At 67.9% G+C, this 13,824-nt stretch carries 9 protein-coding genes and 1 pseudogene; 5 read left to right on the top strand and 5 right to left on the bottom strand.

The window, feature by feature from the left end:
* Positions 1-117: 117 nt before the first annotated feature.
* Complete coding sequence (locus tag JIX56_RS30490) at positions 118-357, top strand: heavy-metal-associated domain-containing protein (protein ID WP_257545220.1); 240 nt, start codon at positions 118-120, stop codon at positions 355-357.
* A 34-nt stretch (positions 358-391) separates the two neighbouring features.
* Positions 392-2,653, top strand: a complete 2,262-nt coding sequence (locus JIX56_RS30485) for a heavy metal translocating P-type ATPase (protein WP_257545219.1) — start codon at positions 392-394, stop codon at positions 2,651-2,653.
* Positions 2,654-3,353: 700 nt separating this feature from the next.
* Here the strand turns inward: JIX56_RS30485 and JIX56_RS30480 are convergent.
* Both JIX56_RS30480 and recD2 read right to left on the bottom strand, forming a co-directional pair.
* Positions 3,354-4,643, bottom strand: coding sequence for a citrate synthase (locus tag JIX56_RS30480; protein ID WP_257545218.1), 1,290 nt, complete (start codon positions 4,641-4,643; stop codon positions 3,354-3,356).
* A gap of 240 nt (positions 4,644-4,883) precedes the next feature.
* Entirely contained in the window at positions 4,884-7,154 is a 2,271-nt protein-coding gene (recD2, locus tag JIX56_RS30475; protein WP_257545217.1) for an SF1B family DNA helicase RecD2, read from the bottom strand.
* Between the two features lie 222 nt (positions 7,155-7,376).
* Between recD2 and JIX56_RS30470 the strand changes: the two genes are divergently transcribed.
* Positions 7,377-10,400 (top strand): MGH1-like glycoside hydrolase domain-containing protein, encoded by a 3,024-nt coding sequence (locus tag JIX56_RS30470; protein WP_257545216.1) that lies wholly within the window; start codon positions 7,377-7,379, stop codon positions 10,398-10,400.
* Positions 10,401-10,585: 185 nt separating this feature from the next.
* Here the strand turns inward: JIX56_RS30470 and JIX56_RS30465 are convergent, their stop codons facing one another.
* The 3 genes from JIX56_RS30465 to JIX56_RS30455 form a co-directional block, all read right to left on the bottom strand.
* A complete protein-coding gene (locus tag JIX56_RS30465) occupies positions 10,586-11,080 on the bottom strand; it encodes a GNAT family N-acetyltransferase (RefSeq protein ID WP_257545215.1) in 495 nt (164 codons plus the stop codon).
* A gap of 104 nt (positions 11,081-11,184) precedes the next feature.
* Positions 11,185-11,370: a DUF397 domain-containing protein gene (locus JIX56_RS30460; RefSeq protein WP_257545214.1), complete on the bottom strand. Its 186-nt coding sequence runs from the start codon at positions 11,368-11,370 to the stop codon at positions 11,185-11,187.
* Between the two features lie 8 nt (positions 11,371-11,378).
* Complete coding sequence (locus JIX56_RS30455; RefSeq protein ID WP_257545213.1) at positions 11,379-12,218, bottom strand: helix-turn-helix domain-containing protein; 840 nt, start codon at positions 12,216-12,218, stop codon at positions 11,379-11,381.
* 181 nt (positions 12,219-12,399) lie between these two features.
* On the opposite strand from JIX56_RS30455, the pseudogene JIX56_RS30450 reads away from it, so the two are divergent.
* Positions 12,400-12,802: pseudogene (locus JIX56_RS30450) on the top strand (ATP-binding protein).
* 146 nt (positions 12,803-12,948) lie between these two features.
* Entirely contained in the window at positions 12,949-13,707 is a 759-nt protein-coding gene (locus JIX56_RS30445) for an alpha/beta hydrolase (RefSeq protein ID WP_257545212.1), read from the top strand.
* Positions 13,708-13,824: the final 117 nt, after the last annotated feature.

The raw sequence follows: 13,824 nt of genomic DNA, 5'->3' as shown, positions 1-13,824 counted from the left end.
CCCGGCACCCCACCACGCCCGCCCCACCCCCCTCTTGGATTCATACCCCTAGGGGGTATAAGGTAGGCGTCCTGAAGGGTTACCCGAACCCCACATGCCCCGATGAGGAGTAACGACATGACCACCGAGACCGACACCCAGGGTTCCGTCACCGCCGTCTACAAGGTGAGCGGGATGAGCTGCGGGCACTGCGAGGGCGCCGTATCGAGCGAGATCACGGAGCTCGACGGTGTCTCGTCCGTGAAGGCCGTCGCCTCCAGCGGCGAGGTCACCGTGGTCTCGGCCGCCCCGCTCGACGAGGAGGCCGTGCGCGCCGCCGTCGACGAGGCGGGCTTCGAACTGGTCGGCAAGGCCTGAGGTCAGCACGGACGAGGTCAGCACGGACACGGACATGACCAGCACCACGGCAGTCGCCCCCATAAGCGACCCCGTCCATGAGGTCGAGCTGACCATCGGCGGGATGACCTGCGCCTCCTGCGCGGCCCGCGTCGAGAAGAAGCTCAATCGCATGGACGGGGTCACCGCCTCGGTGAACTACGCGACGGAGAAGGCGAAAGTCTCCTATCCCGCCGGGGTGGAGGTGGCCGATCTGATCGCCGCCGTGGTGAAGACGGGCTACACGGCCGAGGAGCCACCGCCCCCGGCTCCCCCGGAGGACGTCCAGGACGAGCCCGCCGGGGCCGAGGCGGCGGACTCCGAACTCGTCTCCCTGCGGCAACGGCTCACCGTCTCGGCGCTGCTCGCCGCGCCCGTGATCCTCATGTCCATGATCCCCGCCCTGCAGTTCGACAACTGGCAGTGGCTCTCGCTGACGCTCGCCGCGCCGGTCGTCGTATGGGGCGGGCTGCCCTTCCACCGCGCCGCGTTCACCAACCTCCGGCACGGCGCGGCCACGATGGACACACTCGTCTCGGTCGGCACCCTCGCCGCCTTCGGCTGGTCCCTGTGGGCCCTGTTCTGGGGACACGCGGGCATGCCGGGGATGCGGCACGGCTTCGAGTTCTCGGTGGCCCGTACGACGGGCTCGTCGACGATCTACCTCGAAGTGGCCGCCGGCGTCGTCGCGTTCATCCTGCTGGGCCGCTATCTGGAGGCCCGCTCCAAGCGCCGCGCGGGCGCCGCGCTCAGGGCGCTGCTGAAGCTGGGCGCCAAGGACGTCTCGGTGCTCCGCCAGGGGCGTGAAGTGCGGATCCCGGTCGGGCGGCTCGCGGTCGGCGACCGTTTCGTCGTACGGCCCGGGGAGAAGTTCGCCACCGACGGGACCGTCGTCGAGGGTTCCTCCGCCGTCGACGCGTCCATGCTGACCGGCGAGTCGGTACCGGTGGACGTGGCCGTCGGGGACGGCGTCACGGGCGCGACCGTGAACGCCGGGGGCCGGCTCGTCGTCGAGGCGACCCGGATCGGCGCGGACACCCAGCTGGCGCGGATGGCGCGGCTGGTGGAGGACGCGCAGAACGGCAAGGCGGAGGTGCAGCGGCTCGCCGACCGGATCTCCGCCGTCTTCGTCCCGGCCGTCCTCCTCGTCGCGGTCGCCACCTTCGGCGCCTGGCTCGGCGTCACGGACGACACCACCGCCGCCTTCACGGCGGCCGTCGCGGTCCTGATCATCGCCTGCCCCTGCGCGCTCGGCCTCGCCACCCCGACCGCCCTGCTGGTCGGCACGGGCCGCGGCGCCCAGCTCGGCATCCTCATCAAGGGCCCCGAGGTCCTGGAGTCCACCCGCCGCGTCGACACCGTCGTCCTGGACAAGACCGGCACCGTCACCACCGGCCGGATGACCCTCCGGAAGGTGTACGCCGCCGAGGACGCCCTCGAAGAGGACGTCCTGCGTCTCGCGGGCGCCGTCGAACACGCCTCCGAACACCCGGTCGGCCGGGCGATCGCCGCGGGCGCCGAGGACCGCCTCGGCGCACTGCCCGCCGTCGAGCGCTTCGAGAACCTGCCGGGCAAGGGCGTACGCGGCCTCGTGGGGGGCTACGAGGTCCAGGTGGGCCGGATCCTCGACGGCCCGCTCCCCGAGGCCCTGGAGAGCGCGAAGAAGACCGCCGAGCACGAGGGGCACACGGCGGTCGTGGTCGCCCGCGACGGGGTGGCACTCGGTGTCGTCACGGTCGCCGACGCGATCAAGGAGACCAGCGCCGAGGCCGTGCGGCGGCTGCGGGCGCTCGGGCTCACACCGGTGCTGCTGACGGGGGACAACGAGCGGGTGGCCCGGTCCGTGGCCGCGGCGGTCGGCGTCTCCCCCGAGCACGTGATCGCCGAGGTGCTGCCGCAGGACAAGGTCGACGTCGTCCGCCGGCTCCAGCGTGAGGGCCGTACGGTCGCGATGGTCGGGGACGGGGTGAACGACGCGGCCGCGCTGGCCGTGGCCGACCTGGGGCTCGCCATGGGCACGGGGACGGACGCGGCGATCGAGGCGGGCGATCTGACGCTTGTCCGCGGGGACCTGAGGGTGGCCGCCGACGCCATCCGGCTGTCGCGGCGGACCCTGGCCACCATCAAGGGCAATCTGGCCTGGGCGTTCGGATACAACCTGGCCGCGCTGCCGCTGGCCGCCGCCGGGCTGCTGAACCCGATGATCGCGGGGGCCGCAATGGCCTTTTCGTCCGTATTCGTGGTAACGAACAGCTTGCGACTCAGGACATTTTCATGACCGCCGGGCAAAAGTGCCTCTAGAGTCCGGAAGTAGCCTCACATAAGCTCTTCACAAGGCTCACGCATCATCCTTACGCTGGGGTCTCGATCGCCGTATCGGGTCTCTTGCGCATCTTCAGGACATATGGCAAGAGACGCAGATCACAGTGACGGGAACGTAACCACCGAAGGGGTTCGTGAGTCTAAGTTGGCGATGTCAGAAGCGTCTTGGGGGGCGTGACTGGCATCTGGGGATGTCTTGGGGGACGTTCCCGGAATTGCGTTGCCGGGGCACGTGCACCGGGGAGCTTTGAGCGGCCCTCCCGTACGTACGCGTCCCGGCAGACCGCAGTAAAAGGTACACAGCACAACACAGTGGTACGACGAGTTCTGCTCGTTCTGCCCAGCGATTCAGGCGCTGGCCCACCAGACGCCCGGCCGGATCCCGTGGGGGGAATCCGCACCGGGACATGGGAAGGCGCCCTGCTCGCCGGCCCGTGGGGGGACCAGCGTTGCAGGGCGCCTTCTTCTATGCGCATGAGGGCCCGCGACCCGCAAGAGGCCCCGGGACCGCAAGAGGGCCGCGACCCGAAGGGGTCACGGCCCGGTTGCCGGAAGGAGTGGCGGCCCGATTGAGGGCCGAAGGCCCGAAAGGGGCGCGGGGAACTGCGCGACCAGCCCCCACACACCCGCAGACGAACTCGGCCCTACCAGCGGAGCTAACGCGCCTCGACCGGCACGAAGTCGCGCTCGACGACACCCGTGTAGATCTGGCGCGGGCGGCCGATGCGGGAGCCCGGCTCCTTGATCATCTCGTGCCACTGGGCGATCCAGCCCGGCAGGCGGCCGAGGGCGAAGAGGACCGTGAACATCTCGGTCGGGAAGCCCATGGCGCGGTAGATCAGACCCGTGTAGAAGTCCACGTTCGGGTAGAGGTTGCGCGAGACGAAGTAGTCGTCGGAGAGCGCGTGCTCCTCCAGCTTCAGCGCGATGTCCAGCAGCTCGTCGGACTTGCCGAGCGCGGAGAGGACGTCGTGCGCGGCGGCCTTGATGATCTTGGCGCGCGGGTCGAAGGACTTGTACACCCGGTGGCCGAAGCCCATCAGGCGGACGCCGTCCTCCTTGTTCTTCACCTTGCGGATGAAGGAGTCGACGTCGCCGCCGTTCGCCTGGATGCCCTCCAGCATCTCCAGGACGGACTGGTTGGCGCCGCCGTGCAGCGGGCCCCAGAGCGCGGAGATACCCGCGGAGATCGAGGCGAACATGTTCGCCTGCGAGGAGCCGACCAGGCGGACCGTGGAGGTCGAACAGTTCTGCTCGTGGTCCGCGTGCAGGATCAGCAGCTTGTCGAGCGCGGAGACGACGACCGGGTCGAGGTCGTACTCCTGGGCCGGGACCGAGAAGGTCATGCGCAGGAAGTTCTCGACGTAACCGAGGTCGTTGCGCGGGTAGACGAACGGGTGACCGATCGACTTCTTGTACGCGTACGCCGCGATGGTCGGCAGCTTGGCGAGCAGGCGGATCGTGGAGAGGTTGCGCTGCCGCTCGTCGAACGGGTTGTGGCTGTCCTGGTAGAACGTCGACAGGGCGCTGACCACGGAGGACAGCATCGCCATCGGGTGGGCGTCACGCGGGAAGCCCCGGTAGAAGTTCTTGACGTCCTCGTGCAGCAGGGTGTGCTGCGTGATGTCGCCCTGGAAAGTGGAGAGCTCGTCCACGGTCGGAAGCTCACCGTTGATGAGCAGGTACGCCACCTCAAGGAAGGTGGAGCGCTCGGCCAGCTGCTCGATCGGGTAGCCGCGGTAGCGCAGGATGCCCTGCTCGCCGTCGAGATAGGTGATGGCGGATTTATAAGCAGCGGTGTTGCCGTATCCGCTGTCCAGGGTGACCAGACCGGTCTGGGCCCGGAGCTTCCCGATGTCGAAGCCCTTGTCGCCGACGGTGCTGTCGATCACCGGGTAGGTGTACTCGCCGTCGCCGTACCGCAGTACTACAGAGTTGTCGCTCACGTCTTCCCTCACCGACGTAGTGCCTCATCTTCGAGGTGCCCTGACTGTCTCTACCATCCCCCAATTGGCTCAGGAGAGTGCACTCGGGGTCGACCATCGGGCCTATCGGCGGCACTGAGTGCCGCCAACTTGCTCATCCTGCCCCCTCCGTTCGACATCTGGAAGGGCTGTGTGACCTTTACGACTCATTTGATCGATCAAATTTCACTCACGTGTCGCCGAGGCGTCGCGAGAGGGTCCTCATGACGATCCTGCGGGCTGCAGGGCCCGGGGCGCGAGCCGGAAGTCGAGGGCCGTGCACCGCCGGCCCGCGGACACCGTGCGCACCGCCTGGCCGATCGCCTTGCGGGAGCCGACGAGGACGACCAGTTTCTTCGCCCGGGTCACCGCTGTGTAGAGCAGATTGCGCTGGAGCATCATCCACGCCCCCGTGGTGACGGGGATGACCACGGCCGGGTACTCGCTGCCCTGGGAGCGGTGGATCGTCACCGCGTAGGCGTGCGCCAGCTCGTCCAGTTCGTCGAACTCGTACGCCACTTCCTCGTCCTCGTCGGTGCGGACGGTCAGCCGCTGGTCGACCGGATCGAGGGCGGTGACCACGCCGACGGTGCCGTTGAAGACGCCGTTCTCGCCCTTGTCGTAGTTGTTGCGGATCTGGGTGACCTTGTCGCCGACGCGGAAGACGCGGCCGCCGAACCGCTTCTCGGGCAGGTCGGGCCGGGCGGGCGTGATCGCCTGCTGGAGCAGCCCGTTGAGGTTGCCCGCGCCCGCCGGCCCCCGGTGCATGGGCGCCAGCACCTGCACGTCCCGGCGGGGGTCGAGCCCGAACTTGGCCGGAATACGACGGGCCGCCACATCCACCGTGAGCCGCCCGGCCTCCTCCGTGTCGTCCTCGACGAAGAGGAAGAAGTCCTTCATGCCCTCGGTGACCGGGTGGTGCCCGGAGTTGATCCGGTGCGCGTTGGTCACCACCCCGGACTGCTGGGCCTGGCGGAAGACCTTCATCAGGCGGACGGCCGGGATGGGGCTGTTGTCGGCCAGCAGGTCGCGGAGGACCTCGCCGGCGCCGACGCTGGGCAGTTGGTCGACGTCCCCGACGAACAGCAGGTGCGCCCCCGGAGGCACCGCCTTCACCAGCTTGTTGGCGAGGAGGAGGTCGAGCATGGAGGCCTCGTCGACGACCACCAGGTCGGCGTCGAGGGGGCGGTCCTTGTCGTAGGCCGCGTCACCGCCGGGCTTCAGTTCGAGGAGGCGGTGGACGGTGGAGGCGTCGGCACCGGTCAGTTCGGCGAGGCGTTTGGCGGCGCGGCCGGTGGGGGCGGCCAGGACGACCTTCGCCTTCTTGGCGCGGGCCAGTTCGACGATCGAGCGGACGGTGAAGGACTTGCCGCAGCCCGGCCCGCCCGTCAGGACGGCCACCTTCTCGGTGAGCGCGAGCCGGACGGCCGCCTCCTGCTCGGGGGCCAACTCCGCGCCCGTACGGCCCTTGAGCCAGCCGAGCGCCTTGTCCCAGGCCACGTCCCGGAAGCCGGGCATGCGGTCCTCGTCCGTGCGCAGGAGGCGCAACAGCTGGGCGGAGAGGGAGAGTTCGGCGCGGTGGAAGGGGACGAGGTAGATCGCGGTGACCGGCTCGCCGTGTTCGCCGGGGACCTTCTCCCGGACGACACCGGGTTCGCCGGAGTCCTCGTCGGGCAGGGCGAGTTCGGCCAGGCACTCGATGACGAGGCCCGTGTCGACCTGGAGGAGCTTGACCGCGTCGGCGATCAGCCGCTCCTCCGGGAGGTAGCAGTTGCCCTGGTCGGTGGCCTGCGACAGGGCGTACTGGAGACCCGCCTTGACGCGCTCCGGGCTGTCGTGCGGGATGCCGACGGACTGGGCGATCTTGTCGGCGGTGAGGAAGCCGATGCCCCAGACGTCCGAGGCGAGGCGGTACGGCTGGTTCTTCACGATGGAGATCGACGCGTCGCCGTACTTCTTGTAGATGCGCACGGCGATGGACGTGGACACCTCCACCGTCTGGAGGAAGAGCATGACCTCCTTGATCGCCTTCTGTTCCTCCCAGGCATCGGCGATCTTCTTGGTGCGCTTCGGGCCGAGGCCGGGGACCTCGATGAGGCGCTTGGGCTCCTCCTCGATGATCTTCAGGGTGTCCAGGCCGAAGTGCTGGGTGATCCGGTCGGCGAAGATGGGGCCGATGCCCTTGACCAGGCCGGATCCGAGATAGCGGCGGATGCCCTGGACGGTGGCGGGCAGGACCGTCGTGTAGTTCTCCACGGTGAACTGCTTGCCGTACTGCGGATGGGAGCCCCAGCGGCCCTCCATGCGCAGGGACTCGCCGACCTGGGCGCCGAGGAGCGCGCCGACGACCGTGAGCAGATCACCGCCGCCACGGCCGGTGTCCACGCGCGCGACCGTATAGCCGTTGTCCTCGTTGGCGTAGGTGATCCGCTCCAGTACGCCTTCGAGGACGGCCAGTCGACGCTCCCCGCCCTCCGTCTGATTCGCCACCATGATCCGACGCTACCGCCGGGGTCCGACAGAGCGGACCGCCCCTGGCACGAGTCCGTGCCCCGGCCGTGGGCACACCGCCCGCTTGCGCCGCTTTGACCCACTCTTGTCGCGCCTCTTGACTTCCTTTCGGGCCTGTCATTACCGTCGCGCAGAATTTCGAACAGTGTTCGCCATTTCGAACATTTCGAGCCACCGCATGAGTGCCCAATGGAGGACACCTCTATGCGTTACCGCCTCAGACGTCGCAGCCGCGCGCTGGCCGCCCTGTGCGGCTCGGTGTTGTCCATCAGCCTCTTGTCGGCAGGGCCGGGGGCATCCGAGGCCCGAGCCGCCGACGACCCCAACGCGGTCGCGCTGGACAAGGACGCGATCCTCGCCGCCCAGCAGCTCGACGAGCGCAAGTGGTACAAGGACAACATCCCGTTCCTGGACACGCCCGACAACGACATCGACGACGTCTACTACTACCGGTGGAGCACCTTCAAGCGCGCGCTGCGCTACACGGTGCCGGGCACCGGGTACGTGTCGACGGAGTACGACGTGCCGATCGGCTACGCGGGGAACCCGTACACCGCGCTCCCGGACGCCACCGGCTATCACCTGCTGGACGGGCGCTGGCTGCACAACCGCGACTACGCGGGCGACTACCTGGACTTCTGGCTGCGCGGGGCGGGCAACTCGGGCGCGCGGAACTTCAGCGAGTGGATCACCAGCGCCGCGTACCAGCGCTACCTCGTCACCGGGGACGCCGCGCAGATCAAGTCCGCGCTCCCCCACCTCATCGCGCTGTACAAGCGGTGGGACTCGAACTTCACCACCGACATCACGGTCAACGGCACGCAGTCCACCAGCGACCTGTACCACCAGACCCCGCTGTCCGACGCCACGGAGTACACCGAGACGTCGATGAAGAGCAGCAACTGGTTCAGCGGCGGCCGTGGCTTCCGGCCCACGATCAACGCGTACATGTTCAGCGCCGCCCAGGCGATCAGCAGGATTTCCACGCTGAACGGCGACACGGCGACCGCGAACGAGTACGACGCCAAGGCCGCGCAGCTCAAGGCCGCCGTGCAGAACTCGCTGTGGGACCCGCAGCGCGACTTCTTCATGCAGGTCTACAACACGGACAGCACCAACGGCACCCTGAAGCAGACCAGGACGACCTGGCGCGAGGCCATGGGCTTCGCCCCCTGGGCGTTCAACCTGCCGGACGCGCAGTACTCCTCGGCGTGGAAGTACCTGACCGACTCCAAGCGGTTCAAGGCGCCGTTCGGGCCCACGACGCTGGAGCGGGTGCACGACTTCGAGGCCGAGCAGGCCACCGTCGTCCATGCGAACACCCAGAACTCCTCGACGGCCTCCAACGGCAAGTACGTCGGGCAGATCGACTTCGACGACAGCTCCGTCACCTTCACCGTGGACGCGCCCGGCACCGGCACGTACCCGGTGACCGTGCACTACGCCAACGCCACCTCCGCCACGTCGACCCACAAGGTCGTCGTGAACGGCGACACCGCCAACCCGCTCACCGTCAGCTACGCCCTGGGCGGCAGCTGGGGCCAGTTCTCGGAGTCGAAGTCCGTCACCGTGCAGGTCCCGATGAAGGCCGGGGCCAACACGCTGAAGTTCGCCAAGGGAACGGGCTTCGCCGAGCTCGACCGGATCACCGCGAACCCGTACTTCAACTACGAGGCGATCCCCGCCGAGCAGAAGCGCGACGACGCCAACTGCTGCCACTGGAACGGCCCGAGCTGGCCCTACCAGACCAGCCAGATCCTGACCGGCCTCGCCAACCTGCTCCAGGACTACCCCGCGCAGAACTTCGTCACCAAGGCCGACTACCAGACGATGCTGGCCCAGTTCGCCGACCTCCAGCACAAGGACGGCAAGCCCTACGTCGCCGAGGCCGCCAACGGTGACACCGGCGAGTGGATCTACGACGGGTTCAACTTCAGCGAGCACTACAACCACTCCAGCTTCAACGACCTGGTGCTCACCGGTCTGCTGGGCATCAAGCCGCAGGCGGGCAACACGCTGGTGCTGAAGCCGCTGATCCCGTCCGGCTGGGACTACTTCGCGGTGGAGAACGTGCCCTACCACGGGCACACCCTCTCGATCCGCTGGGACCGGGACGGCTCGCACTACGGCAAGGGCAGCGGCCTGCAGGTCTTCCAGGACGGCCAGCGCATCCACCAGTCCTCGACCGCCGGCAACACCACCGTGAACGTGGCCGCCCCCGTCACCCCGGCGCAGCCCGCGCGGATGATGAACGTGGCGGCCAACCCGCTCACCGCCGAGCAGGACTGGCTGGGCCGCGCCATCACCCAGCCCTACCCGAAGGCCTTCGCCTCCTACACCAACACCGTCTCCAACGGCCCGCACTGCCACAGCGGCCAGACCTGCAAGCCGACCACCTTCGACGCCCCGCTGCGGGCGACGGATGGCTGGATCCGCTACGACAAGATCCCCGACGACCGGTGGACCAACTCCGGCTCACCGAACGCCACCGACCACCTCGGCGTCGACTTCGGCGCGCCGCGCAAGATCAACGAGGTGAAGTTCTACACCTACGACGACGGCGCGAACATCCGCGTCCCGGCGAGCTACACCGTCCAGTACCTCAAGGACGGCGCGTGGGTGAACGTCCCGAGCCAGACGAAGAGCCCGGCGGCGCCGGTCGCCAACAACCCCAACGAGGTCACCTTCCCGACGATCACGACCTCGCAGTTCCGGGTCGTCTTCACCCCGCAGGCGGGCAAGTTCGTCGGCGTCACCGAGCTGGAGTCCTGGTACCCGGAGACACCACGGGTGAAGATCACCAACAAGAACAGCAACCTGGAGCTCGGTGTCGCCGGCTCCTCGATCGCCCCCGGAGGCGCCGTACAGCAGCAGACCACCGACAGCACCGCCAACCACTGGTGGAAGATCGCCCCGGCCGAGAACGGCTACTACAAGATCTTCAACACCCACAGCGGGCGGGTGCTCGGCATCAGCGGCGCCTCCACGACCGCCGGTGCGACGGCGTTGCAGTGGGGTGACACGCTCACCGCCGACCATCTGTGGTCCGTGGTGGACGCCGGGGGCGGCTACGCCAAGCTCGTCAACAAGAACAGCGGGCTGGTGCTGGGCATCGACGGAATGTCCAAGTCGTCCGGGGCGCAGGCCCTGCAGTGGGACGACAACGGCACCGCCGACCATCTGTGGAGCATCGTCGCGGAGGACGGGTCCACACCGTTCACCTCCTGACGGCACCTCCTGACCGGCATTTCCTGACCGGCACCTCCTGACCGGCGCCTCCTGACCGGTCGTCCGCCGCGGTCCGTCCCAAGGGCCGCGGCGGACGCCTTCCGGGGTGTTTTCGGTCCGCCCAGTCCGTTGGTGGGACTCGCTTGTCGCGCCTACGACAGCCGACCCACGAGCACGATCAAGGTCTACGGCTGGAGGTCGCGCTGGTACCAGGTACCTGACTTGCCGCCGAGATCGGCCGGGGTGGCAGGGCCGACCGGGACGAACCCGGCCTTGGTCAAGACTTTCTGGGACGCGGCGTTGTCGTGGGAGGTGGCCGCCCGCAGTGTGCGCAGGCCGTGCCTCGTGGTCGCGATCCGGCACAGCTCCCGGACGGCCGCGGTCGCCACGCCGCGGCCGGCGACCCGCTCCGCGACCCGGTAGCCGAGTCTGGCAGTGCCGCCCTCCAAGTCGTACAGGTTGAACCTGCCGAGTACCGAGCCGTCCTCGGCGACGAGCACGTAGAACGCGCAGATGCCGGCCTTCTGCTCGGCCAGCGAAGCGTCGTACCGGTCGGTGAACTGGTCGAAGAAGTCGTCGCCGCGGTCGGAGATCGAGGCAGCGAAGTAGGCGCGGTTCGCCAGCTCGAAGGCCAGAACCGCCGGGGCGTGGCCGGCATGCAGCCGCTTCAGCTCGGGCATCGCCCGACTCTACCCAGATCGTGCGCTGAGGCCACCTGAGTTTCCACCAGTGCCGGACAGCCCCAAGACCAGGGCACATCCAGGGTCTGGCAGGGGTGCGGGCATCAGTGGCGGGGATGTGCCTTCAGGGCTTCGAGGAAGGGAGTGAAGGCGGCGACCGGGAAAGCGAGGGTGCGGGTGGTGGGGCTCTTGGAGTCGCGGACGGCTATGTGGGTGGCGGTGGTGGCTATCTCCACGCAGTTGTCGCCATCGCCGTCGCCGGAGTAGGACGACTTTCGCCAGTTGCTCATCGAGGGCCTCACAACTCTTTCGCCAAGCGGTTGATGAAGTCACGCGACCTATCCGGTTCGAGTGATACCGCCTCCACCCTACGGAAACGCATTCGATAACTGGTGAGTTGAGCCTCGCAATCGATGAGCATCGAGCCATGAGGGGCGTCGCGCACCACGGTGTCCAGCTTGGATACAGGGCCACCGACGTAAGTCATGGCGCTTGAGGCCCTGGCGAAGCCGTCCAAGTCGAAGGGGATGACACGCAATGTGATGCGGTCCTCTTCGGAAAGCTCAAGGAGCCGGGCGAGTTGAGCCCTGGCGGCAGCGCGGTCACCGACCCTGATGCGGAGCGCGGCCTCATGGATCACGATCTCGTGGGGGAAATCGACCTTCCCCTGTCGAGCCATTCGATGGCGTACGCGCAACTCCAGTTCGCCGGGCGTGAGTTCAGGCAGCCTGGATGAAAAGACCGCACGAGCGTAGTCCTCTGTCTGGAGGAGGCCCGGTACGTACAGGATGGCCACATCCCGCTGGAACGCCGCATGGTGATCAAGTTCCGACAGGTCCAGAAACGGCGTTGGCAACCTCCCCCGGTACTCCTCCCACCAACCCCGCGTCCGGTCCGTGGCCATAGCGACCAGTGCGTCAATGAACTCCACGTCCGTGCAGGCGTAATGGGACGCGAGTCGGCGCAGTCTTTCCTCACTCACCCCGATGAGCCCCGACTCAATGTGACTGATCTGCACTCTGTTTGCTCCGAGAAGCGCCGCCGACTGGATGGCTGTCAGGCCGGCGGCCTCGCGGAGCCTGCGCAGTTCGATGCCCAGGCGTACCTGACGAGCCGTTGGTTCACGCCTCTGGACCATGCCTTGCTCTCCTCTTTCGGGGCCGGATCCCGCGACCGGCTTGATTCGGGTTACAGGTTACCCATAGCGTCTGTGACGCGACGAACACGTTACGGAAGCGCACCGCTCCGTCCTGCCACGACGGCGTCGGCAATGCCACCGTGCGCGGAAATCCCCCTTCATTCACCGGAGTTGATGACCCATGCCCGAAACCTGGGACTACACCCTCCACATCCCCAACGACCCCAGAGCCGTGACCATCTGCCGCCGCACCCTGCGCCTGATGCTCACCATGCACGGCCTCACCGGCCTCGTGGACACCGCGGAGTTGCTTGCGACCGAGTTGGTCCGAATGCCGCACTGCACACGAAGGGGCCCGCCGCGCTCCGGGTGCGGCGGTCGGCGGAGGGCATGGTGTGGATCGGGGCGTGGGACGTCCGATCCCGAACCGCCGGAGCCACCACGGCCGTTGGAGCGGGTGGGTGAGCAGGAGGGCGGGCGCGGGCTGGGTCTCGTCGCGGCCTGCACGAAGTACTGGGGGTGGATGCCGTCGGCCAGATCGCAGCCCGGGCAAGTACGTGTGGTGCGAGCCGGCGGCGGCGTAGGGCCCTCTTGAAAACTCCTTGCGGTCGAGGGTGGTGATCGTCCTACGGTTGCTCCCCGTGACCATCGAGATGCCCTACCAGCCACTTCCGATCGACCAGTCGGACGTGCGCTACGTCCACGGACCCGATTCCGTCCACAGCCGGGCGTGCCTGCTGGCGAGACGGTCGCGTTCGACTGGGGGGACAGCGAGGTCTATCCGGGAACCTTCCGGAAGTTCTGGGTACACGTGCCTGCACAGTACGACCCGGCGGAACCGGCATCCTTGATGGTGTTCCAGGACGGATGGTGGTACCTGGACCCCGCAGGGGAAGTACGCGGCGCGATCGTCCTGGACAACCTCGTTCACCGCGGCGACATCCCCGTCACCATCGGTGTGTTCGTCGATCCTGGCGTCTTCCTCGATGCGGAGAACCCGAAGAACCGCAACAACGAGTACGACGCCTTCGACGACCGGTACGTCACCTTCCTCCTCACCGAGATCATCCCGCAGGTTGCGGAGCGCTATACCCTCGCCAAGTCGCCCGAGAGGTGGGGCATCTGCGGCGGGAGCAGCGGCGGCAACTGCGCCTTTACCGTCGCGTGGCTGCGTCCGGACAAGTTCCGCCGCGTCATCGGATACCTGTCCAGCTTCGCGCAGATGCCGGACGGCAACCCCTACCCAGACCTCATCTCCCGCGTGCCCCGCAAGCCGCTGCGCGTCTTCATGCAAGGCGGCCACCGCGACCTGCACTGGAATGAGCCACAGTGGAACTGGCTCGCCGAAAACCTGCGCGTGGCAGCCGCTCTCGCTGAAGCGGGCTATGACTTCCGCCTTGTCCTGGGAGACGGCGGACACAGCCCCAACCACGGCGGCGTCCTGCTGCCGGACGCTCTGCGCTGGCTGTGGCGGCCCAACGAAGACTGATCCGCCAATGCCCGCGTCTCCTGAGCCTGGGCACACCGCGCATCCCAGTCACGACGCCTCGGTCACAATTGGATTTCAGCCACTGCCGCGCCCTTGCCGCATCGCCATGTAATCGAT

This window comes from Streptomyces sp. CA-210063, assembly GCF_024612015.1.
Lineage (GTDB): Bacteria > Actinomycetota > Actinomycetes > Streptomycetales > Streptomycetaceae > Streptomyces.
The sequence above is the reverse complement of the archived record's forward strand: the minus strand, read 5'-3'. Positions and strand labels throughout refer to the sequence as shown.

Coding starts and splice junctions, on each gene's coding strand:
- JIX56_RS30490 (WP_257545220.1), top strand. CDS start 118: ATGACCACCGAGACCGACACCCAGGGTTCCGTCACCGCCGTCTACAAG.
- JIX56_RS30485 (WP_257545219.1), top strand. CDS start 392: ATGACCAGCACCACGGCAGTCGCCCCCATAAGCGACCCCGTCCATGAG.
- recD2 (WP_257545217.1), bottom strand. CDS start 7,154: ATGGTGGCGAATCAGACGGAGGGCGGGGAGCGTCGACTGGCCGTCCTC.
- JIX56_RS30470 (WP_257545216.1), top strand. CDS start 7,377: ATGCGTTACCGCCTCAGACGTCGCAGCCGCGCGCTGGCCGCCCTGTGC.
- JIX56_RS30465 (WP_257545215.1), bottom strand. CDS start 11,080: ATGCCCGAGCTGAAGCGGCTGCATGCCGGCCACGCCCCGGCGGTTCTG.
- JIX56_RS30460 (WP_257545214.1), bottom strand. CDS start 11,370: ATGAGCAACTGGCGAAAGTCGTCCTACTCCGGCGACGGCGATGGCGAC.
- JIX56_RS30455 (WP_257545213.1), bottom strand. CDS start 12,218: ATGGTCCAGAGGCGTGAACCAACGGCTCGTCAGGTACGCCTGGGCATC.